Source organism: Nostoc favosum CHAB5714 (genome assembly GCF_020829495.1).
Classification (GTDB): domain Bacteria; phylum Cyanobacteriota; class Cyanobacteriia; order Cyanobacteriales; family Nostocaceae; genus Nostoc; species Nostoc favosum.
This window is the reverse complement of record NZ_JAIVFQ010000019.1, coordinates 53,195-77,079: the sequence shown is the minus strand read 5'-3', so window position 1 is coordinate 77,079 and position 23,885 is coordinate 53,195. Positions and strand designations below refer to the sequence as shown.

Genomic DNA, 23,885 nt, shown 5'->3' with positions numbered 1-23,885 from the left:
AGGAATTATTTAAAAATTAACCAATGATTATTTATCTTTGTGTCAAAAACAGTTGCTTTTGCATTTACACCGATTTACTTACACATCTTTGTATATGCTTTATACAGGATTTTATACTGTCTTGTACTTACTTTTAAGCACTTCAAGTCTATAATGTTTGTCTTTGAAATCACGCGATTTAAAATAATTTCTATTTGAGCATAATTCGAGCCATAAGTAATAAATGCTATATATTGCAAGTCGTTCCAGCCTATATCTTTTAAATAACTATCTAGCACTTGCTGATAACTTTTTTCTTGAGATAAATTCTGTAGGTCTTTCAATATCAGCTTGACATATATTCCAAATTTCTTCAGCCTTGGTCTGAGCTTAGACCGCTTATTAAACGCATTGACAATGTACGGGGTAGTCTCACTAACATTTATTAAATTTGCCATTAGTCTTTGTTGCTTTATATCTAATTTATTAATTATTTGAAAATCTGCAAGAGAAGATTCAATAATTAGCATTTCCACTCCTCCTACAAAATTGCTCTCATCCCATCAACGGGTAATGCTTCAACTCCTGCCTCTACTGGTTCTTGCGGTATGGGTAGCTTCCGGTCTACTTCTCTAATTCTTATATCTAAATCTTGCTGAGTTGGAGTTTTTTGAGTGCTTTTAATTGCCATTTTTACTACTAACTTATCCCATTGCTGTTGATTATATTCTTCAAGCAGTAGTATCGTTTGGGGAATTTTAATACTTTTCAGTAGAGGCACTGAACCTTCCTCTTTGTTCGCATAAGCTGGATTGATAAATACACATTTTCCCGATGGTAATTTGAGAAACTGTGCTGATTCAAATAGCTTTTTAGTTTTTTCTTGTTCGCTAACTGTAGTACTAGGTTTACCTCCCCCAGTTGACCTACTCTTATGCTTGTACTTAATTTCTTCATCTCCTAAAAAGCTGGAGAATAATTGTGCTGATTCATTTTCACCAGGATTAAAAACAAATTTGGTACTACAAGCCCCAAGGATAGTTTTCGCTACTTCTTTACCGTAGTTCTTCTCCAACTGCCCCATATTCTGCCAGCCCAGAATGCCGCAGAACCCCTCAGAACGCGACTCATTCAGCCATCTATATAAATCAGGCAGATAAATAGACGGTAATTCATCCAAAGCAACGATTAACGGCCCGGAGTCAATTCGTTTCGAGGCTATATTCCGTGCAATAGTCATGTGTAAAATGCTGGTCATCAGGGGAGAAACAGCATCTCGTCGCTCCCGATCCAAGCCGAAGATGATCATTTGTTTACGCTTGATTTCCAAAGGTAAAGTTGTCTTACCGATGAAACAGCCCAAGGTATTTTTCGCCATAAAACGAGTAAACATTAAGCTAGCGGTGGCTGTAATCCCAGCAACCGTCTTTTCAGAAGCGGCAGAACTGAACAATTGACCAAACGCTATTCTTATCCACGGGTTGAGTGAAGCCGCCATCAGTCGGTTAATCATTTGTTCCGACGATAGTATTGCCGCCGCCGTCATTATATCTGCCATTTCACCAAACTCTTTGGTTAACATTAATATGGCTTGGGTCAACTGATCCCCTGACGGCCCAAAGAATCCATCTTCATTGCTATTATTTAAAATTCGGAAGTTCTTATTTATTACTGTTGCCAGTTGTCTTGCTGTTTCCGCATCACCTGAATCTCGCAAAAAATCTAAGGGATTGCATACTTCTGATTCAGGGAATCCCGGTGCAAAGATGTGTACGTCATACCCCTTTGATTTAGCCTGACTTTTCACGGCATGTGGAAAAGGCCATTTTGAGGGTTTTCCAAACCCTGATTTTTCCGTTAGCTATTTTCATTAACTTAAAGCTATTGACAATTAGGCTGTAGAAAAAGTCACGTTTTTTCGAGGCTTGAAGACTTCCCGTGAAAAGTCAGTTGATTTAGCATACGCAGCAATTTTGGCTTGCGACGGATACTTGAAGTCGTATAATACGATGCCAAACCCTTGCTCAATTGCGGAATAAATCATCGGGTTAATCGCACTGAATGTTTTCCCGCTTCCCGGTGCGCCAATCGCTGCTGTTCCCCTTTGTGCATCTGGTACGTATAAAGGGATTACTTTACTATCTTTAGAAGTTTTTGTACCTTTAAATTGATGCCGACCAATGTAAAGTGCCGCACTATCACATTTGGGATTGGCTATCTGTTGAAGTGCTTTCTTCTTTGCTTTTGTGGTTTCTTTACTTCCTCCCCAATAGCTAGTAGCTATTTTTTTCTTGTTAGAACCATCTCCTAACAACATTTTCATTACTATATAAACTCCTAATGCCCCTAATAGTGCCAGTCCATTAGGTGTGAGAAAGTGATGTGTATACTTGCCTATCTCATGATTAGGATTTTGTAATTGCTCAACCCGAAATGGTTGATTAGTTATAATCAACTGTGATTGAATGCTACTTCTCATTTTATTTAGGTCTGGGAAATTTTTGCTCTACAAGTCTCGCCCTAGCTTCAAACTCTTTAATAAAAGAAAATGTTTCAATATCTTTATACGCACTCCAATCAAATTCTTCTGGTTTAGTTCGGCTTGATGGTAAAATAATTATTTGAGCTAAGTTGTTAATAAAAACTTGTCTACTAGAGGTAACAAATTTAGTTAAATAATTTCTAGACGAAGGGTCTAAAGCTAGGGTGAAACATTCATTATTTTCGGAAATATGCTTACTTAAAAGCAACAGCAAAACACTCCAGATTAAAGGGGCAACAGCTTGATTAAGTTCCCGATTGAATCCAAAAAATATTAACTGTTTGCGCTTAATTTCTTGTGGAAGAGTTGTTTTTCCAATCAAACAGCTTATGCTCTGTGATGTCATAAAATGATTAAACATTGCATAAGTATTAGAAACAATGTTGGCAGCAGTTTCTGATGAACTACCACAACTGAATAATTGACCAAAAGCCATCTTTATCCAAGGATTGAGGTCAGCAGCCATTAGACGTTTCACCATTTGTTCGCTCTTGAGAATGGCAGCAGCAGTCATGACATCTGCAAAGGAGCCAAATTCAAGAGTCAACATGAGGATAGCTTGGGTTAATTGATCTTCAGAAGTCCCAAAGAAACCATTTTCATTACTGTTGTTCAAGAGGCAGAAGTTTTTATTAATAACAGTAGAAATTTGACGAGCAGTTTCAGCATCGCTACTGTCCCTCAAAAGTAAGAGTAAATTACATACTTCTGATTCCAGAAATCCTGGGGCAAAAATATGTACGCTATACCCCTGACTTAGTGCATAAGTGGCTATTTCGATTTGTGATGGATATTGACTATCACAAAGTATAATTGGGCATCCTTGAAGAATTTTTGAGTGAATCATTCTACTGTTTCTAGAAAATTAACAAAAGAACTCAGGAGTCAGGAGTCAGGAGCCAGAATGACTCCTGAACGAAAAAGCTCCTGAGTAAAGGGACTCAAATCCCCACCGTCTACAATTGGTTGGGGTTTGAATCCCCAACCGATTGTGATTCTGAATTCTGTCTTCTGACTTCTTCTTCAATCTGGGAGCGTTGATGGTTGACCAAAAATAATTGGGTCTTTTTCCCGATACTCAATGAACGGGACAGGCCCAATAAAATATGGCGAACAGGTGCGACCAACGAAGGGGATGGTTTTGCAGATTCTAAAAAACATTGCACTTTCCATAGATCCCGTTGATTCATCAATATTCCAAACCACTTGTTTAAAAGCCGAACCAAAGGGATTTCTACCCGTAGGCTCAAGACCGCCGTTCAGTCCTCTCAAAACACCAAACCCACCCCTAACCTTCTGAACTTTGCCTGAAATCCACTGTGTACCTGTTGTTCTACCAATGCCTGCCATCTCTGCATGAGCGCAATTGTCTTGAAGACAGGGTACGTTAAACCCTTGTTGATAGCTCCCGGAGATCGAGCGAATGCGGTTAGCCTCAATATCTCTTAGTACAAGGTCAACCTGACCAACAAAAGATAAGTCAACATTCGACAGCCCCGGAAAATTATCCCAAGTCAAGTTTGATAATCCTGGTACACCGTTAATTTTTGAGTCTTGCCAATTTGCGAACTTGTTAATTGCTGTGTTTTGGATATTTGGAATAGAAGTTAGTGAGTAATTTTTTAAATTAATCCTGCTTCCAATTTGGATATTACGCAATATAGAATTACGACTAGCATTAGCAATTGTGCCAAAATTAATTCCAAATCGACTGGCAAAATCACGGATGGGTCTAACACTTGTGACGCTTCTGTTTCCCAAACCAGGAACAGCTTTTACTAAATCAGATAATTTCTGCCATTTTGTTAGTTGGAAATCATCTAGCCTTTGCTGACTTAAATTGATTCCTTGTACATTAGCAATAGTTGAGATGTTCAATTTTTCTATGGATAATTCCGGGCTTTCAAAGTCACCTAATTCCATAATTTCACCAATACTTTGTCCAGCACTCCAGCTTCTAGTTTCCGTACCGTTTGTTCCGGGATAGCTGACACTACCACTGGTGGAGATAATCATGTTACTAAAACGTAAACGTGACCAATCAGGTACAAACCCACTGGATGACTGAACAACAGAAACTTGTGCCGAGGCTTTGGGCATAATCAAACCAATGGCTTGATTGAGCAGACCAGACTTCCAAAAACTATGTATAAACAAGAAAAATATCAACCCAAGAAATATCAGGCATCTTGTTCGTTCATCTTTTTGGTTTTTAAATTGTTGCTTATCTGATTTTGATTGCTGTTGAGCATCATTGATTTGTCTGGAATGATTCAGGAAAATACACAACATTAAATACATCAAATATTTATTACCAGCTTCGCTTGAATGCTCTGACTGTTGCTCTAATAAAAATTGATTTGATTGCTCTGGTTGCTGACTCATATATTTAGAGATGGACTTTGACCAAGTTGAATTAATTTATTGACTAATTCCATCGAAACTACTGCTTTATTAGCCGCCGTTGACAATTCATCACCTTGAAGCAAGTAAGTAATTACTTGTTCAATGCGACCATGAAGTGGAGACGATGGAGTGAGCAATTTATTTCGGATCGCCACAGCTACACCAAACCTAATTTGTCTAGTAGTATTTATGGTTTGTGCGATCGGCTGTAATGTTCGCGGTGGTGGTGTAACCAATGCAGGCTCGTCATTAATCAGCGCTATTTGGCTATACTGCGGTTTGCCATTAGACGGCGCTACTCTGAAGTGATATGATTTGCGCTCTCCTTCTCTTGTTTGGGTAACAATAGTTAAGTGGGTTGTTGCGACTGCTGGCAAACCACGAATAGAGAGTTTGTGAATCCAGCGTAAGTGAATCAGTCCTGCACCTGGTTCTTCACACTCACGGTCAACTCCTTTTAAACATCTGTCTGTATCAATCAAAATTTGCGATGGGTCGTCAATCCATACTCTCTGTATAATTTCACCCACCCCATAAAATGAAATGCTCACTCCGTGACCTTTCCACACATTGATTGTTTGGAGTTTGGCATTAGTACCACTAGCTTGAGTTTGTTTGATGGTGCGGACAACTGGGGCTGGGGCGGCAATGCTGGAGAGTGGGTTACAGGCAATGACGATCGCTAATGGTATGCCAATCAGTTTTTTCATGGCAACTCCAACTCCAAGGTGCGATTTACCAGGAAAGTAACTTGAGTCCCTTGGGGAATGTAGTAAACATTGGGACGAGCCGTAATCTCTTGACTAGCACGTTGGTTGCGTTGACTCATGTTTTGGCTGACCTGTCCGAAAAATCCTAACATCAACGCCCCAGTAAGATTACGGCGGTTGCCACTAGTGCGTCGGCGAGTTCTGCCATCATCGTCTGACCATTCTTCCTCGGTGTCGGGTTGGTTGATAATTTCACCCACCTTCCCCAATGCAGACACAGCGCCATCGAACAAGCCATTCCTCCCAATTCCACCACCCAAGTCTTGAAACTTCTGGGCTATCAATGGTTTTCCACCTTCCCCGCCAACTGATATTGCACCAGCTGAGATTAGATATTCAGTATTATCTAGAATGAACCCTCGAACATTTGCACTGGCGTAATTTCCCCCATCTACTGACACTAATTCAATTGCCAATAAAGTCCCAGCCGGGATTGCCACTACTCCAAGGTTGTCACGCCAGTCTTGCCTTAGTCGCGCAACAGACCTATTGTTATTGTTAGTTGATGAGGAGGAGTTTCTAATATCTGTTCTACTATTTGTTGCCTTGACTAAGGGTGTTACTATTTCACCAGTGGCAAATGTTCCTACTGTCAGGTAACGAGCTTGCTTGCCCTGAAGGACTTGATTTTCCTCTGGCAAGTAATTTTTAGCCTTTACATTAGATTTTACTGATGACCACCGGGGGCTAATCTTTTCTATCCCATTGTTTACTTCTACACTATCCTCAGTTGTAGGCAATGGTGGCTCATCATCAGTTTGAGAGGGTAGGTCTTGGGTGTTGGTCTGCGTATCTAAATTGGTGATGCCTGCCTTTGCTGAGGTATTGGCATAAGCCACTTGACCAAATGACCCCAGGGAGCGCAGTCGTTCTAATTCTGCAATTGGGTCAGGGGCTGGTGTTGAAGCCGCCACTAGATTACGTTGTGGTGATGAGTATGCCCTTGGTGGCAAATAAGTTCTCTGTGGGGATGAGTAAGTCGTTGCTGGGGACAAGTTAGTTCTAGGCGGTGGTGGCGCAGATGATACTTGCACCGGTTGAGTTTGTTTGGCTACTGGTTTGAGTTCTCCTTTTGAAGGCTTTTGTGTTGGGGCTGGCGTTTTTTCCTCGTGTTGATTAATCTTGTCTAATTGCTCTTGTTGTTTCGCCAGAGCCAACTGTGCATAAACGTCCCCATTTGAATCGTTTGATTGTACCGTTGCTTGTGTTGATTTTTGCTCGTTTTGATTAGGATTATTGGCAGTTGGTTTCCCATTCATGATGTTATTAAACAGGAAATAAAACACTAAAAAGCCAATCCCTAATGGGACACCAATTATCCCTATTCTTGACCAAGGTGATGTAACTAAATTATGCTCGGTTAAATTTTCTGTTTCATCTATAGGGGGTAATTTCTCGTTATCTAAATTTTCTGTTTCATCAAGATTTATTATTTCATCAGCTGTTAAAGATTTTTGATTCATCGACTTTTTCCTAAATTCAAATCTACTATTTGTGTTATTTCTAGCCCACTTTTGCGGATTTTATAAATTTTCTTGGCAAGTTCTGTAGTATTCTCTGGGGGCTTTTGTGGGGTAGTGATAGCTTCTACGGTTACTGTTTTATTTAGTGCTATCCCGTTCCCAGCATTATCTAGTTTTCTGAAAGTGACTAACGTTGAATGGAAATCTATTTCCCACTTCCCATCTTTAATTTTTCGGGCAGGGGATATGTAGTGCGGAATCAGCGCTACTCGCATATTAGAGCTAAACACTTCTGGGTCTACCATTTGTGATAATCTCCGCAAAAATGCCGCACGGAACCCAACTTTTTCTGATAGTGTAAATGCTGCTTCGTATGCCCTGGTAGGAATTTTCCTGGCAGGGTTATTGTCTAATCCCTTAATTTCTACCCCAGGATCACTTTCTACTATCAATTTACCTTGCTCATTGTTTTTCTGAACTAATCCATCCCAATTAAACATCCCCACAAATGAATCCGACACAAACTGCTTTATTGTTTCATCAGAACGTTCGGCTGGTTCTACTGCTTTTGCATAAATTGTTTCCCCTGACGACAATTGAATCAGTGAGGGGATTTCATTCCTGGCTAGTCTCCTAATTGCTCCGTAGTTGAGAAATTGAACAATCAAAGAAATGCTTCCCATCAAGCAACCCATCACCGCTATAATTGCTATCCTTGTGGGGATTGACGAACCATAACTGAGGACAGTATTTTTGAGTTGGTTTTTCGGTTTAGATTTAGGACTTTTTAAATTAACAAGGTTTAACATAATTTCATCTGTGACAATCAAGACCTTCAATCAGCAACAGCCAAGATATAAAAAACTCCTCCCCTGCCCTGCTCCCCCTCCTCCCCCTGTTCCACTACTTCGTTGCTTGTTTATTTGGGACGAATGAATTTAGCCGCCGAACCAGCACCACCTGTAACTACCGTTACAGCAACAGATGAGGCGAAATTTTTCGCTTCATCTGCGGCTTTGTTAATCTGAGTCAACAGTGCAATTCCACCACCTGCCGCTAAACCTGTGGAGAGCGCTGGTGCAAAAATCCCGATTGTAAACAAGAAAAACAGTGGTTGATCTGCGCGAGAATTAGCAATTAATTCCGCCGCAAATCCAGCGATGATGTTGAAGCCCAGTTTGGCTATTCCCACTGAAAAATACCCCGTCAACCATGCCAGCATCGGTTTCGCTCCATAGGGTAACAACGAACCCCCTACCGCTAATGGGCCTAGATAAGCCGACAGCAGCATTGTTAACTCAATCCCCCACTGATATGCTCCTGATAATCCCACCAATATATTGGTGATATTTTCGGCTACTACTGAACCCACGTATGCACTAAAGGGGGATAACAATACTTGAATCGGATTTGCCCCTGATTGAATCGCTTGTTGTGGCGCACTGATTATTGTGTCTATTCTGTCTATTAACCAGGCGAATGGGCCTTCGGCTTTGAAATACTCTGGATATTGCTTTGATAATGTCTGCTTGGCCTGCTCCAAACACTGTACTGTTTCTTGTGGAGAAAGTTGCGATGTCCGGCAAGCTTCAATTTCCCTACCTATCGCTGCTCTGACTGCTGCTACTCCCATTGCTTTTGAGTATGCTGATCTTAAATCTACTCCTACGGCTGTTCTGGTCAGTACGTAGTTGTTGACATTATTGATGTAATCTTTGATTGTAACTGTCGTTTTCCCTAACAGTTGCCCATTATTCATTAACAGCGTTGCAACTAGCAATGGCCATATAAATGAGCTAAATGCCCTTTGCTCTTCATTATTTAATACCTGTTTTGTCCACTCCAATATATAAAATCCCAAGGTAGTAACCGCAAATAGCGTTCCCACCGTACAAAGAGAACCATACAGTTGTCCTCCTAATACTTCTTGCCATAATTCATTAAATCCTTGAGATACTCCAATAGATACTTGAGCCGCTCTATCCGCTAAATTATCGTTAGAAATTACACCATCAAGTATCTGACTAAATAAATATACTAACATCTTATTTTCTCGTATATATAAAACATAATTTAAGGGTGTAGAGGATGTACTGTATATGCTTAAATTAAAAAAACTCGTGGTGATTCTGTTCAATTCTTATACGTAGCATAGGGTTTTCTCAAACAACTAAAAACCCATTTATTGCTCTCAGGATATAATTTTTTTGGTAAGTTGTTATTAGCTCTAATTCTTGAATTAGGAAATAAAAACAATTAACTCTTTCCTTACATCCCCACACCCTTACATTCCTAGTTATTTATTCTCTCGCCGGATCTAGCACAGACATAAATACTAATTCCTGAGTCAAAGACGCTTGTCCTGTTGTCTTAAGTTCTTCTTTTGTGGTGGAATTAGCCATATTTTCTGCCACTTGAGACAGCATTAGATTTGTTTGGGACGCATCTTGTCGTGAAGCTAGCGAATCAGCATGAAAGCGTGTTATTGCTGATGTTATCTGAGCGTTTTGTGCCGCCAGCACTTTCAGAATGTCTTGTGAAGCATCTAATGATTGTGCTTGTTGTGCCAGTGCTTGCGCTTCTTGTGATATTTGCGTAGTGGCTTCAATTTTTTCTTTGGTATCTTTTTGTCCTTCTTCTCCTAAAGTCGATGTGACTGATGCACGAGTTATATCTCGTTCTAAACGTTGAGTCAATGTCTGAGTTTCTGATATAGAACGGCTATTTTTTAATCTAGCTTTCAACTCATCCGTACTTTTTTGTGGGTCTGGTGTTCCCATCTCTCCTATAGCCGATTGAATTGCTTCTTTCGCATCTGTTGATATATTTGCCCATGAATCCTCAATTTTTTGCTGTACTTCTCCTTCTAATCTGCTGTACTCCTGTTTGATGTCACTTAATATCGAATTTATCCAATTAGAAATCGATACTCCAAACGCATAACTTGGAAAACTAATCGATACTATTATCAGCACAAATGTACTAGATAAAATAACTTTAACTCTTATTTTATTCATGGTTACGATACCCTAATTAAAGCTTGTTCTAACAATTGTTTTGCTTCTAATGATAATTCTTGCCCACAAATCATTCGCACGTAATCTTCACTAAATTTGTATAATCCCAACAAGGGATTATTGTTATATTTATTGAGGAATACATATCTGAGTTCTTGTTCTGCTGGATTGTTCGCTACCGCCGCTAATAAACAGTAAGCCGGATAATAACGACAGAATGTCAACTTGCCGTTATCATCTAGCAGCCAACTAGAATAAATCCCGGATTTCTTGGGATAAAAAGATTCTGTACTATTCCTACTAATAATTTCATAAGGATACTTAAATCTCTCCACAAATGGGTCGATTGCCGATGACTGTATCCTCCCTACTAATCGGGTAGTGATATTCGCAAATATTTTCTGCGCTGACTTACTTTGATATATACTTTCTGGCTCTTGGGCTGATAATATTACCCTAATCCCTGCTTTTGCACCATTAGCGCACAAGCGTCCAATTAAATCAGCGATCGCATCAAACTGGAATAAGATCGGTGCTTCATCCAGAAAGAATATCGAAGCTTTTGAACTTAAAGCGCGACGCAGTGCCGCCGCATAAGCACTCAACGCGAGAATGGCTGCATCACTATCACTAGATAGGTTTCTCAGTGCGAATACCAGTAATTTGGCATCAGCCCTAAAGCTTGAAGGCGACGAGATTGATTGCCCTACTTTAGACGATAGCCAATACTTTAATCTCATCTGTATATGCCCTAATGCTTGGGTTACTTCCGTGCTACTTGTAGATAATGAATCTAGATTTATGTATCCTGGTGAGCAATATTGGCAGAAGTCTTTGAGTGTTGGTGTATCTAGCCATTGTGGAGTGCCTATTCCTGCTCTTAATGCTGCTTGATATCGCAGTTTTATTTCTTCATCATTAAAAAATGTTTGTAGTGCTAACGATAACAACGATTCGATGATTGACACCATCGAAAAACTCACTCCTATTGAGTTCGTCCCTATAATCATCGTCATCAACACTGATTTCAAAAACTCTTTGAAATCTGACATCCGCTCTTTGATGATTTCTTCATTCATTGAGCGTAAGTCTGGTAACTCAAACAAGTTGTTATATTCTTTAGCTATATCAAAGTAAGCCCCATCTGCTCCTAATAATCGGGTGTAATCTGTAAAGGTTGATGTCCCATCTGGTTTTGGGTAATCTAGGGCAATTACTGGTATATTTTGGGCTATCGCTGGGGTCAATATTCCTGCCACTAACACTGACTTTCCGCTTCGTGTTGTCCCAAACACTGCCAGATTTTTGTGATTTTGATATAAGTCTAGATGTACTGGTGTTCCTCCTTCTGCGGCTATTAGCTCAAATCCTGTTTTATCCCCTGTAGCTGTGCGAATTAGCGGTGTTATCCCAGGGCACTCCGATGTGAAATACATCAACCTCCTGTTGAAGGGTTTGGTTAATAATGCCTCCCAAACAATCGGCGTACTTTGCAACCATACTTTCCACGCATACTCTGTTTCTCTGTCTATCACTGCTGGCCGCAAGAAGCAACTTGCTAAATATCGGCAATCCTCATCTAGTTGTGGCAGATTTTTTCGGTGTATTAAGAACACTACTGCTGTATGTAATACCGCACTTCCTTTGTATAGTGTGCGTTGTGCTTCTACCGACTCTTCTATATTTAATCCTGCCTTCACATCTATACTGCCAGAATCAGTTGACATCGCCGTTGATGTGATTGACTGTTTTGTTAATCGCTGTAAATTTGTCTTTGTTATTGTCTCGTTTGCTTTACTTACTTGGCAAATTATCTCTGTATCCGAAATTTTCTCACGAGACATTACTTCCCAGATGTATCGCAATTGAGAATATTCATCTACCCACCCCCCTGGTTTTTGGCTGAAATTCAATGCCCCAATATACTTATCCTGGATTTTTATCCACTTTTTATCAAATACTGGTACTGAAGATTCATTCTCTAGTAGATGATGCCTGATATGAAAATCGCTTGTTTGATTTTCAGTTAATTCCAGATGAGTTAGTTTCAAAGGATTAGGAACAGGCGTTGGCAGCGAATTGTTAAATATTTCCCATACTGTACCCCATATTTCTGATGCACTCAACGGTGTTACTGACAACCCCATTTTATTTGAGATTATTTGCTCCCAACTTTGGAATCCATCTAAGAATGAGTTCCTTAATATATTTTCTATCCGATTTTTATTTAACGAATGTATTTCTCCTGTAAATGAGTACCAAATTTTTTGCAGCTTCTTGAGTCCTATCTCCGCAAAATCTTCTATTTTCTCATCCGACTCTACTGTATATGTACACCATAGCCTCAGAAACTTATTTTTTCTCACTCCCGACTGTGTGAGTTTTCTGAGCCGCATTCTTTCAGAACGTAACAGTAATTTTATTGGCTCCAAGGGACATTGAGCCTCTATTAAAGATATTTCTCTTTGTCTTGTTTCATCAGAGGTAAATGAGCCAAAATGTATTGTCAGTCTTTCTCTTAAAGGTATTTCTTTTAATCCCCCCTCTATCCCTTCAAATATTGGTACTATTTGTTCTGCTGCTAAGTTTGGGTGGATTCCCAAACAATCAAAGGCGAATTTTATTTGGATATTTTCTTTTTGTTGAATAATTAATGCTCCTATTCCTTTTCTCCCTCCTAACTCCATTTCGCATATCCCTGCTAGGTTTACCACATCTTCAAATGGGGTCAACGTTAATGTTTTCTTCCCTAACTTATCTAATTTTTTAGTCATGGCTTTTCTGGAATATTATTTAAATTTAAATATATCTTTTTAAAATTTATTCAATTTTAATCACTGATTTAGTTTATCTGATTGTTTTCTTAATTACCCTACGCCGACTTTTATTATTATCTTTATTTCCTTGGGTAGCATGATTAATTAATGAATCAAAGGACATATATCCTCTACTGATACGTGGTGTACCTACAAATTTTCCTAAAAAACTTTTATTGCTCGATACAAACCACCATGTTGCACATCCCCATAATGATGCAAATAGCGTTGCTAACCATCCTAAATTCAACATATAGTAAAATCCAAATATGCACCCTATTGTTATTACTAACCACGGGAATATTTGCTCTGCTGGCAAAGGCCCTATTTTTGGTTGCGTTCCTAAGCTTTGATTCACTACACGGAATTTTTTTTCTGGCAACATCCTCTTATACCAATTGACAATACAACTCTTGGAGAGGCTACGCCCTTCTCCTTCAAAGACGAAGTGCGTGAACGGCTTCGCTCGATTACCGCTCCCGTCGAAACTCAGGGCAGGACGCGAGCGTACAAGTTCGCAGTTCGCAATTAATTTGCTTGCATAGCAAACAAATTATCAATTCACAGTTAGCAATTAAGTTATTCACTACGTAAACTAATTAATAATTATTAATTGTTACTAATTGCGAATTGCGAATTGCGAATTGCGAATTGCGAATTGCGAATTGCGAATTGCGAATTGCGAATTGCGAATTGCGAATTGCGAATTGCGAATTGCGAACTGGTATCAGGTAATTAATGTTGTTAAAAAGTCGGCTCCAAATACACCAACTAGAATAATCAATGGCGTTCTGGCTGCACTCGCCCAGTCTTCATCTCTTCTGACTGCTTGAATCACGTTGACCACAGACACCGCTATATACAACAAAAACAAGATCCGCAGAATATTGAAAATTCCTACCACCGTATTCTGAGTATCCGGGTTGAGCGCACCTCCGAAACCAGTGTTAGTAATCCAGTCTTGAGCTTGTTGAAAAAACTGTGCGTTGGCTGGTGCTGCCGCAAAGTCCAACATAAACACTAATGACAATAACGCAAATAGTATGCCGTAAATATTTATCCTATAGGAGCGCCCTTTGTTGTCCCATTTGCGAAATAATTCATTTATTTGCTTTTGGAACATTACTGCCATTGATGCTGATAATATTAGCCCTCCTAACATCACTCCATGCAAGCTCATCTCTGATATCATCAATACACCATCCAGCCACATTAATGCGATTGTTCCCCTTTCGGCTACTTTGTTCTTGGGCTTCATCACTGCTACTGACTGATATTCTGACTGCTCTTTTTCTCTATTTGGATAGTATGTTTGCATACCCTGCCTCGTCTCATGAGAAAGTATTCCCCTAGTATTCATTCCCCACGAGCTATTTTCAACTGACAAACTGCTAAACTTCTTGTGACAAAATGCAGAACTTCTCTACTTTTTGTTAGGTTTGACGATTGACTTTTTGTTATGAATAGAGTGTAGGTGTAGGGAAACAAACAGCCCCAACAAGCAAATGACACGCTTGTTAACGGCAAACCCATTATTTATAAGGATGAGTGGATGTGCAGTGTGGGGGGTTGTGAGTCAGAATTTTGAGTATGTCATGTACGGCGATCGCGCTGCTACAAGGTCGCTTCAACTTCTAGGGCGACTCCAAAAACTTCTGCACAGATTTCTCCAGTGAGGTAGAATACACTCGACTTAAGCGATCACCTACGGTGGGCGGTTACGCCATCGCCTGGGCGCTTGAGCCATCGCATCCAACCAGACTACTGCTTAACTTACACTTTTAACATTTATGGCTATTCCAGCAGCAGAGTTAAAGATCGGGCAATCGGTGAAGTATCTGATCGGCACTCGAAGCGGTATGAGTGCGGCAATAACCGATATCAGCAAATCATCTCTTAGTCTCAAAAATACTCATATTGTTACTTTGACTTTTGATGACGATTCATTGCCAAACCACTTAAAAACACAACAACTAACCGTTTATGACGAATTGCTGTCAGGTTGTGAAATAATCACATTTTAAAAAATTAAAATTGGCAACAGCAGAGCGCACATTCGCCGCTACAAGTTGAAATTAATTAAAATACTAACTTGCAGGCTGATATAATCCCGTATTTTCGTTAAATTCCCACCCCAACCCTGCTCTATCCTTCCCCTTACACCATGCTACAAAAAGCGGTGGCGGAAGTTTAATTCGCTCCTTGCGTACACTTTCTTCACTTACACCAAGTCTCTGGGGCTTTACCTTCTTCAGTTAACGGTTGCATTCTAGGAGTATGCGCTTTGAAGGATGAATTATTGTAGTACGATTTCTGTCCCCGCTTTTGTTGGTTGTTGAGATAGTCTTGTATTTTAATGATCGCCTCAGCCAACTGTGTCATTCGGGCATACATCTTCTCCACTTTTTGTTCTAAATTGGCGAGATTATCAATTGCTGTGGTTTGGTTGCTATTAGATTCATTTAAAAACTCTGACTCGAGCTTATCAAGTCGTGAGCAAATAGCTTTTATCGTTTCATTAGTTAAACTATTGTAACTTTTATTACTCGCAATTAAGTACTTCTCTACACTTGCCTTAATCTTTGAGTCTAGGCGTTCGTCTAAATCGTTACCACCTATTGCATCAAGCTTATCTTGGGAATCGCCTAAGTAGAGATCGATAAATTCGAGCAGCGTGGCTGTTGCTGTTGTGCCTTTTGAGTTGCAACAGGCGATAAACTGCTCCCACTTCCTTTGGTCACAGTTGAAAGATGCTAATTTTTTTTTACGCCCTGTATTGCTCATGTTCACGTATCATCTAGGTAAACTTGGACTGTCCACGCTTATTAAATCGTGTAATTCCTCATGATGAATTACCTTGATACTATCATCGCCAAATGTGTCAGCGCATTCTTCAAGCGATGGCTTTTGTAAAGAGATGCTACTGCCAACGGCTACCATTGGCTCCTGGCGTAACCGCCCACCGTAGGTGATCGCACTCGGTAGCTGTGCGGTTACGCCGGGAGCAAATAAATATAGACATTACCCCGTAGCAATTCCAGCATCAACCATCTTCGCCAAACATGGGGTATTAAATCTCCTCAGTGATTCCACTACTTCCTGAAAATACCCATACTGCTCATCTGCATAATCGCTCGGTTCCATTTCTTGTAGTTCACCGACCCCTTCTCCTGTAAAGACGCACTCGCGTTCGGGGTAGAGAATAGGGAACAGGCAACAGTAGGATTGAAGCTCAAAGAAAAATTGCCTGTTCCCTTCTAAGAGAGAAAACCCTTCGATTTGAAGCCCCCTTCTTTAGGACGAGCGTTTAGGTATAGTTTTAAATCCCCAGACAAAACCTTTTGTTCCCCAGACAAAACCTTTTGTTGCCTATTCCCTATTCCTTTTTAAAAAACTTTAAATAGTCAACCCGCCAGCTAAATTCAGCAATCGCCGTTGCAAATCTTTTTCTTAATTCCCCACACCCAAAAATAGCACCTCCCTCTACTACAAGTTAGCCGTGTATAAACGGCATTTTTTCGCAGGAAATACCCGGCTTTCAATCCGCGAGGAATAGTCAATAATGGTATTGCTTGTATCACCTTTCTGCGTATTATGAGTGTACTATACGCAAAAAATGAGAATTTTTCCGTTGTGAAACAGTGAGTTGAAATGCACTCTTTGAAGGACAATAAAAATCAGACACTATAAAACCAGACGAAACTAAAATTGTGTCTGATTATTAAGGGAGTAATAAAAATGACGCTCTCTCTTGTCCACCTAACAGCACATAGAAAGGCGATCGCTTCCTTGCCAGTAGCGCAGGCGGAGGCGAAGTTGATTGCACTGTGGTTGGAGGGAAAAGCAGAGTCATCTATCATCTCTTACCGACGATACACTAGGCGATTTCTGGATTTTCTGGACAAACCCCTCAAAAAAGTGACCTATGAAGACTTGGTAGAATACGCCGCTGACTTTGGAGGCAATGCAGAAAACACAAAGCGGATATACATTGCTGCGGCTAAGAGCTTGATTAGTTTCGCTCATAAAATTGGATATCTCCCTTTTAATGTGGGTATGGCGCTAAAACTCGGTGAACTGCCGGATGTAATCAACGAACGCTATTTAGACGAAGCTGATATTAAATTGTTGGTAAGAGCAGCTTCTAAGCATTTAGCTGATGCTAAAACTCCTAAGCGCCAGTACACAGCCAAAAGAAATTTGTTAATTATCAAACTCCTGTATCAGGCAGGGTTACGGGCAAGTGAAATCTGTGATCTGACTTGGGGAGATTTGACACCCCGTGGTGAGAGTGGTCAAGTTTACGTGCGAAAAGCCAAGGGCAGTAAAAATCGGACAATTCTCATCAAGCAAAAGCTTTGGTCGGAATTAATGGAGTTCAAAGCTTCGGCTCACCCTACTTCAGCAGTGTTTCCAAGTCAAAAGGGGGGACATTTAGACCGTCAAAACTTGCACCCGATTGTCAAAGCGATCTCCCAAGAAGCCGGATTAAGCGAACTGGTTTCTGCTCACTGGTTACGTCATGCCCACGGTTCTCACGCGATTGAGCGCGGGACTAATCCAGTGCTGGTGAAAGAAACTTTGGGTCATGCCAATTTAGCCATCACTGATCGCTATCTCAAGGCTAGACCCAATGATAGTAGCGCTTTGAACTTGATGGATCTTTGACATTTACACAAACTCTAAGATTTGAACGAGTGAGAATGCAGCACAAATAAGAACCAGTGGCATCAATTGCTATTGGAAACTAAGCAGAAAAACTGCTTTCAAATGCCAAAAAGATTTTTTCCCTAGCCAGCCCCCTCCATAGGCAACACTTCTTCATTTAGCAAGGCGTAAAATTCTGGTACTGCCGACTCAAGCTTACGCAGCTCATTTGCCGCGACCGTCTCCAACTCCAGTACCGTCTCCCAGCGCAAATCACTCTGCCATCGCTTGAGAATGCCTTTAATTGCATCCACTCCACGAGAAATACCAGAGCGAAGTATTTCCACGCAATGAAGTAGAGTAATCCGGTCAGTTTGGGGCGGTTCAGAATCGGTAGTATCCTCCCCTTGGCAATGGGAGTTACCTATAGCATCAAGGGGAGGGGTGGATACGGGCTGCTGATTAGGGTTTACACTGTATTCAGACTGGGTTTGAGCAGCATAATAGGTTCGATTCTCTTTTTGATTACGCTTCGTGTCACGATGAGCAATTACTTGGAGAGCAAATTCCAATTGCTCTTTAGATAAAGAGAAAAGTTTCACCTGTTGACCTCGTTTACCAAGCTTACGGAAAGTCAACTTTAGACCCAGCTGCTCTACCATTGTGGCCAGCAACCAAATAGGTTTACAGTCACTGGGAATAGTAAACCCAAGAATTGCTTTAACGTGAGCAGCACAATGTATAGCGATCGCTGTCATCTTGAGTAAGGTGGCATCCGAGGCAGTAAATTCATCACCCCTCACTAGGCGCTTAAGAATCTGATGCAGCCCCAGGTTAAATCTAGCCAGCCAGCGTGCCGAGTAATTACCCCAGTCGATGCACAAAGGTAGATTGTCCCGCTCGGTGCGGTCTTTTTGGGTGACAATTGTTGGTGGGGTAGGATAAGTTTGCCCAGTTTTGGGGTCAGCAATTGATTCTTCGGGTGGGGCTAAAATGGCCTCAAGTCCGGCAATTGCTCTTATTAAGCGACCACCTTTATCCATTTCTACGAGTGATTCGGTTACTTCGATGCCGTAAGAATCAGAAATGCGGAACTTTTCACATTCAAAAATTTCATTAGGGTCAAGGTAATCTTTGCTCTGACGGGCACGGTACTCACTCAAAGTAATATTCTTAGCCTTGGCAACAGCCGAAGTGTGGGCACGATCCAAAGCTTGTGCTGCTGCTTTTAGACTTTCTCTTGCTTGGGGATCTGAGTCGCTTCCTACACATATAAATGTATTGCCCATTTCGGTGAGGAGCGATCGTAAATCATCACGCAGATTATTTAGAGAATAGTGACGGTTGGCCAGAATTTGACAGTAAGCCTCAAGCGCCCAATCTTTCTCGGCTCCACGCTTGCCTGTTTGACGGTCAATCCGCAACAGAAAAGCAGTCACTTCATTGGATTGGAGGAGGCGTTCTTTAATCTTGGCAGCGTTGGTATCTTGGTAGCCAAATGGGGGACGTGGGACCACCCAAATATGAAAGGGGACTTTAGGGCGATAGCGGTACAGTTGTTGGGCGCATTCGGTAGCAGTTTGAGAAACGCCGTGAAACACACCAAACACGGCATCAAAATGATACTCGGAAATATCTAAACCAGTACCGAGACTGGGAGAGGTGAACAAGGCATCAAAGTTTTTGACGGCGTTGGTGATATCTTTGATGAAAGCAACATTTTCCTCACTTCCAGAATTATCGGAATGAACCGACCAGATGCGCCATTTTTGAGATGTATGGGATTTGTCAGAGTTAGATTGTTCGCACTTGATAGTAAAAGATTTGTCGAGTTTTTTGATAAAACGCTTGGAGTCACTGGCAACCATGATTTTCTCACCCATCATCAGTGCTGCCGAAATCTGGGCAACTAGGGCGCTCTCATTACTGCCTTCATACCAATATATAGTGCGTCCTCCATTGCGCCACTCGTTTTTGACGATGTAAGGAACTTCATCTTTTGGTCGCATTGCAAGAAAGAAGTCTACTGTCAGGTCATCCATGTGTGCATCAGCGATGACGACCAGTGGCGCGTTGTATACTATATATTCCAGTACCTCCAAGATTGCTGCACGGTGTTGTTTGCAAGTATTACTGTGTAGTAGGTGGGTGAGATACTGGCAAGCTTCATCGATAAAGATGCAACCGTACTTTAGGGCTTGGGTATTCAGCTTATGCAAGCTGTCAATGGTAATACTAAGGGCTTGTGCTTTGGCTAAACCTGTGTAACCCAAGTCTGAATACATCGCCGTCCGCAAGCGTTGGCCAAGATTTTTCAACAAGTTAACCCGATGTCCATTGTTGAGAAATCTGGCATCAGGATTTTGGTCACGCCACCAGCGCATAAGTTCAGTTTTACCAGTGCCCATGTCGCTCCACAGTACGACTAATCCTTTTTCGGGAAAACGGAAGGATTTTTTCGGGGAAGAGGGAAAAGAGGCAGGGGGGCAGGGGGGCAGAGGGGCAGAGGGGAAATAATTTATACAAAAATTCTCCTCTGCTCCACTACTCCCCTGCTCCCCTGCACCTCTGCCCCCCTGCACCTCTGCTCCTTTAACACAGGGAGTAAACAATTGTTCTTCTGCCAGATCATAAAGAGCCGGGACAGATGAACATTTTTCTGATAAGTCAGTCAGGCAGAGTGCTTGGGTCAAATATTTAATATTGACTGTGACATCCGGTTTGTATTTACTTAGTCCCCATTTCTTAGCCCGATACGAGCGCTGGTAATCTTTGAGTGATTTGGCATCGTTTATAATTGCAGTCAGCAGGGCATTGGCATCTTTGCCCCTTTCCACTACGAAATCATCAACACCTTTCTCTGGCCCCGGCAGTAATGCAACTTCACATTCAGAACCAGCAGCTAAGATTGCTTTTGCAGTGCGAATAGTGGCTTGAAACACCGACCACCTGGTTTTAGCTTTTGTTTCGTGGTCAAAAAGAATTATGAACTTGCGCCCCGCCTGAGCCATTGGTACTAAGTCAGGATGCAAGCGTTCATCGAAATCTTGTTTGCCGACGCGTCCATTCCAAATTCCCGGCAGTGCAACTGCTACAAATCCGAGACTCAGCAAGCAAGCAGCCTTCTTCTCGCCCTCGCATAATATTATTGGAATCTCTGGATGCTGCTTTATCCACTCCCAGAAAGTGATTTGTATATCTTTCTGCTGAGAGTCGATGAAATTCAGTTTGTGCTGCCCAACACATAACCAAAACATTAGGGGATTGAGATAGTCTTGTCTGCATAGTCCTAAAAGGGAACTATACTGCGCGATTTGCAGCGAATTACGTAAGTTGGCAGCATAGAGAGCGTTTTTTCTTCGACTTTTAATATGCAGCTTTTTCCCACGTTTTGCAAAAAGCACTTCTGTAACATCGGGGATGTTGTAGCGCCGTGCAATCTTGTTTAATATGCAGTTGGGAATATCGAAGTAGGTGACGCGGTTAGCTGTCTTGGGGGGTGATTCGTATTTGACGGGTTTACCTGTCTGCCAATCAATGCGGGGGAAGTTGGGCTTAATGCGCCCCCATTCCATTGGTTCCCAATTATTCAACGGGTCAAGTGACTGAATCCAAGTTCCACCCAGTAATAGATGCTGGTACATTTTTATGTATGCATCTGTGACTCGACCGGCATTTTTGCGAGGGATTTTATCAGAGATGAACAGGTAGTCGTAAACCGATTCTCCCTCGATGTGGAAGAAGTTGCGCTTAATCAGTGCCGAATGAATGGCGCTGCCAGTTAGCAACTCATGGTATTCAGCAGCCGTGAGATTGTTTGGGTATTCAATTGGATGTGATATCTGCTCAACTGATACCTTAGAATCTGGTTTAGGCTCGAATGACTCTTTGCTACCACTCTTAATTGCATTTTTATTTGTAAACACAATCTCTCCTCAATTTTTTCATGACAATCATTGGCGAATTGCAGCACCTAGTACCGCTTTTTCTTAATTCGATGCATTCCGTGAAAGTCATGGGGATTTACACCCCGACACTTTCACGCGCTGCCCAACAAAAGGCAGGGGACTTAAACCCCTAAACTTTGTTAAAAGGTGCTGCAATTCGCTTTTTCTTAATGAGGCGATGCACAGTCGCGCTTCGCTGCCTACCCGGTAGGGGAAGAAAGCGGCAAGCTTTGCGTCTCTAAGAAAAGAGAGCTTTTTCCGTGAAAGTGACGGGGATTAAGTCCCTGGACTTTTCACGGGATGTGGAAAAGTCAGGCTTGCTCCCAAGGGCAACTCATTCAAGTAATACCTGCTTGTTTAAATCTTGTTCTTGAGGTAGAGAAGCAATTTCTAGAGAATTGATTAATTCTGTTTCACAGAGAGTTAATTCCGCCCAATAGTCCTGTTTAATCACTTCGTAGTGTTGGGCAACAGTACAAAAGTCCTGCCAATTACATCCAGGTTTTGCAAGTACTTGCCTGATTTGACTAATAGCCACAGGTAATAGTTGTAATTGCTCCGTCCTTGTTGCGATGGCATCGAGTGTGGGACTAGTACCCAAGATTATCGCCGCAGCCTCAAGAGCTTGGGTATTGTTCATGGCAACGCTTAGGTTTTTCAATGCCATACCCATGAGGCGCAGACATTCAGTCGCATTTTCTTTGGGTGGTTCGGCTGCAAGAGATCGCAAATCAATGGTTTTTTCTAACGCCTCTTTGACTTGCTTGTTCAACACAATAGTAGCCTGTTGGGTCATGGTATTTCCCCATTGTTGAGAAGGACGTTCAATTAGTGCGTGTTCTAGTTCCTGGATACGTTGGTGGAGTTGCTGATTCTCAGTTGAGAGCTTTCTCAACCCTTCCATTTCATCCAATCGCTGCTGCAACTGGATATTTTGCTCCTTTTGCTGGTTGTACAGGAAATGCATGGATTGGATTTGCTCACTTACTTGGGCTTCGGCTCTAGCCGACACTTCTGCTTGTAGTCCAATTCTCAATTCCTGCTCTAGGCGCTCTAACTCAAGCTTGTGTTGCTCTTTGAGTGCTGTGATCGCTTCGGTGTATTCTTTTGGATATGTACGCTCAGTCGAATCGGACACAATTGCGACATCCAAATCAGTGTTGTTTACCAGCAGCCTTTCACCATCAGCGAAAGTTACAATCTGCTGCGAATTATTCGGTGCGTCTGCCTCAATTACTCCTGATTCTCCATAACGGGGATGTTCTGGTGAGGAAATTGTGATGACATTTTTGGGAACCAATGGTTCCTGATGGAATTGCTTTCTCGCTCTTGGCATTGGGGCAACTTGATTTGCCGCAGCAGCGAAATCTGATTCACTAGGGTCTGGGTTTGATTCAAGAGCCAGTGTTATCGCAGCAATAATTTTTTCAGGTTCTTTGGCTAACCTCAAAAGAGGACGGGCTTGGCGCTCATTTTTAATCTGTGACCCCAACTCCCCTGCTGCAACAATAACTTTTGATGCCCCTAAGAGTTGATTTATACGCCGATAGCCGCCATATACACGCAATTCGCCTTGGCAATATTGTGAGAAGTTTTTGTACCCAGCGATTCTGTACATCTGCTCGTCATGCATGAGGCGAATCTGTTCTACTGCTTGCAACTCAAATTGGTCTATGGTAGCGAAGGTGTCTTTGATACTGCTGTTGAGATCATCGTAATGAAGTGCTGATTTGCTTTCTTCTCTATCTAGTGTCAGCATAATTTGTACCCTGATGCTAGCCACCACGCAATAGTTGTGTGGCGTACCACTAGTGGAAACAGCGAACGCACACCAAAAGCTAATTCCACTTCTATAAAAAGTATGACAATTTTCGCTCTAGCCAGGATATTCCTGAAATTACCCTCTACTAGACCGCATACAAGATGTGTAATCTTACTATCTGACCCAATGCGCTCTACTACTGCGCCCTTGGGGGTTTTGCTATAAGTCATGATTTCGCCTCTGATAACTCGGTTTACAAGCTTCAGAGGGGGTTGTATCAGTTATCAGTCAATAGTTGACAGTTATCAAGGACTGTAAATTCCAATTGATAACTGATAACTGTTACTCGCACTGCTACTGCTTTTAACTACAAAATTCGGGATATTTCTTAATCAAACTTAACTTTACAGAAATTTATGAATTTCGACAGCCAAAACACACCGCAAGGAATGGACTTTCCAAGCGGCAGATCCTATAATGGATCTGGCAGCGCGGATTATACTCTCGGACAAATTTAGTAGTCGTCTTGGTCGCCA

At 41.5% G+C, this 23,885-nt stretch carries 18 protein-coding genes and 1 pseudogene; 2 read left to right on the top strand and 17 right to left on the bottom strand.

The annotated features are described in order from the left end of the window. Positions 1-74: 74 nt before the first annotated feature. The 12 genes and pseudogenes from LC586_RS15430 to LC586_RS15370 form a co-directional block, all read right to left on the bottom strand. Positions 75-509, bottom strand: coding sequence for a hypothetical protein (locus LC586_RS15430; RefSeq protein ID WP_229485653.1), 435 nt, complete (start codon positions 507-509; stop codon positions 75-77). An 11-nt stretch (positions 510-520) separates the two neighbouring features. Further along, positions 521-2,458: pseudogene (locus LC586_RS42635) on the bottom strand (type IV secretory system conjugative DNA transfer family protein). Position 2,459: 1 nt separating this feature from the next. Further along, on the bottom strand, positions 2,460-3,368 hold the full coding sequence (locus LC586_RS15415; protein ID WP_229485652.1) for a type IV secretory system conjugative DNA transfer family protein: 909 nt from the start codon (positions 3,366-3,368) through the stop codon (positions 2,460-2,462). Between the two features lie 176 nt (positions 3,369-3,544). After that, positions 3,545-4,906: a hypothetical protein gene (locus LC586_RS15410; protein ID WP_229485651.1), complete on the bottom strand. Its 1,362-nt coding sequence runs from the start codon at positions 4,904-4,906 to the stop codon at positions 3,545-3,547. Further along, positions 4,903-5,637, bottom strand: coding sequence for a hypothetical protein (locus LC586_RS15405; RefSeq protein ID WP_229485650.1), 735 nt, complete (start codon positions 5,635-5,637; stop codon positions 4,903-4,905). The genes LC586_RS15410 and LC586_RS15405 overlap by 4 nt, the downstream gene beginning before the upstream one ends. After that, entirely contained in the window at positions 5,634-7,160 is a 1,527-nt protein-coding gene (locus LC586_RS15400; RefSeq protein WP_229485649.1) for a TrbI/VirB10 family protein, read from the bottom strand. The genes LC586_RS15405 and LC586_RS15400 overlap by 4 nt, the downstream gene beginning before the upstream one ends. Beyond that, on the bottom strand, positions 7,157-7,969 hold the full coding sequence (locus tag LC586_RS15395) for a hypothetical protein (RefSeq protein WP_229485648.1): 813 nt from the start codon (positions 7,967-7,969) through the stop codon (positions 7,157-7,159). Before LC586_RS15395 ends, LC586_RS15400 begins: the two co-directional genes overlap by 4 nt. 110 nt (positions 7,970-8,079) lie before the next feature. Further along, the gene (locus LC586_RS15390) at positions 8,080-9,204 is read right to left on the bottom strand and encodes a hypothetical protein (protein ID WP_229485647.1); all 1,125 of its coding nucleotides are present in this window, start codon (positions 9,202-9,204) and stop codon (positions 8,080-8,082) included. 256 nt (positions 9,205-9,460) lie between these two features. Further along, positions 9,461-10,177: a hypothetical protein gene (locus LC586_RS15385; RefSeq protein ID WP_229485646.1), complete on the bottom strand. Its 717-nt coding sequence runs from the start codon at positions 10,175-10,177 to the stop codon at positions 9,461-9,463. 2 nt (positions 10,178-10,179) lie between these two features. Next, a complete protein-coding gene (locus tag LC586_RS15380) occupies positions 10,180-12,951 on the bottom strand; it encodes a putative type IV secretion/conjugal transfer ATPase (RefSeq protein WP_229485645.1) in 2,772 nt (923 codons plus the stop codon). Between the two features lie 73 nt (positions 12,952-13,024). Continuing rightward, positions 13,025-13,378 (bottom strand): hypothetical protein, encoded by a 354-nt coding sequence (locus LC586_RS15375; RefSeq protein ID WP_229485644.1) that lies wholly within the window; start codon positions 13,376-13,378, stop codon positions 13,025-13,027. A gap of 342 nt (positions 13,379-13,720) precedes the next feature. Then, entirely contained in the window at positions 13,721-14,311 is a 591-nt protein-coding gene (locus LC586_RS15370) for a hypothetical protein (RefSeq protein ID WP_229485643.1), read from the bottom strand. Between the two features lie 472 nt (positions 14,312-14,783). Here LC586_RS15370 and LC586_RS15365 point away from each other — a divergent pair, with 472 nt between their 5' ends. Next, the gene (locus tag LC586_RS15365; protein WP_229485642.1) at positions 14,784-15,017 is read left to right on the top strand and encodes a hypothetical protein; all 234 of its coding nucleotides are present in this window, start codon (positions 14,784-14,786) and stop codon (positions 15,015-15,017) included. A gap of 193 nt (positions 15,018-15,210) precedes the next feature. Here LC586_RS15365 and LC586_RS15360 read toward each other — a convergent pair whose 3' ends face one another. Both LC586_RS15360 and LC586_RS40650 read right to left on the bottom strand, forming a co-directional pair. Next, the gene (locus LC586_RS15360; protein WP_229485641.1) at positions 15,211-15,777 is read right to left on the bottom strand and encodes a hypothetical protein; all 567 of its coding nucleotides are present in this window, start codon (positions 15,775-15,777) and stop codon (positions 15,211-15,213) included. A 237-nt stretch (positions 15,778-16,014) separates the two neighbouring features. Continuing rightward, positions 16,015-16,137 carry a hypothetical protein gene (locus LC586_RS40650; protein WP_267921680.1) on the bottom strand — a complete coding sequence of 41 codons (123 nt, stop codon included), beginning with the start codon at positions 16,135-16,137 and terminating at the stop codon, positions 16,015-16,017. 594 nt (positions 16,138-16,731) lie between these two features. Here LC586_RS40650 and LC586_RS15355 point away from each other — a divergent pair. Continuing rightward, entirely contained in the window at positions 16,732-17,661 is a 930-nt protein-coding gene (locus LC586_RS15355) for a tyrosine-type recombinase/integrase (protein WP_229485640.1), read from the top strand. A 122-nt stretch (positions 17,662-17,783) separates the two neighbouring features. Here the strand turns inward: LC586_RS15355 and LC586_RS15350 are convergent, their stop codons facing one another. The 3 genes from LC586_RS15350 to LC586_RS15340 all read right to left on the bottom strand — a co-directional run bounded on the left by LC586_RS15350 (position 17,784) and on the right by LC586_RS15340 (position 23,579). Beyond that, on the bottom strand, positions 17,784-21,284 hold the full coding sequence (locus LC586_RS15350; protein ID WP_438822905.1) for a plasmid replication protein, CyRepA1 family: 3,501 nt from the start codon (positions 21,282-21,284) through the stop codon (positions 17,784-17,786). A 637-nt stretch (positions 21,285-21,921) separates the two neighbouring features. Continuing rightward, the gene (locus tag LC586_RS15345; protein WP_229485639.1) at positions 21,922-23,346 is read right to left on the bottom strand and encodes a hypothetical protein; all 1,425 of its coding nucleotides are present in this window, start codon (positions 23,344-23,346) and stop codon (positions 21,922-21,924) included. Next, positions 23,340-23,579, bottom strand: coding sequence for a hypothetical protein (locus LC586_RS15340; RefSeq protein ID WP_229485638.1), 240 nt, complete (start codon positions 23,577-23,579; stop codon positions 23,340-23,342). The genes LC586_RS15345 and LC586_RS15340 overlap by 7 nt, the downstream gene beginning before the upstream one ends. Positions 23,580-23,885 lie beyond the last annotated feature (306 nt).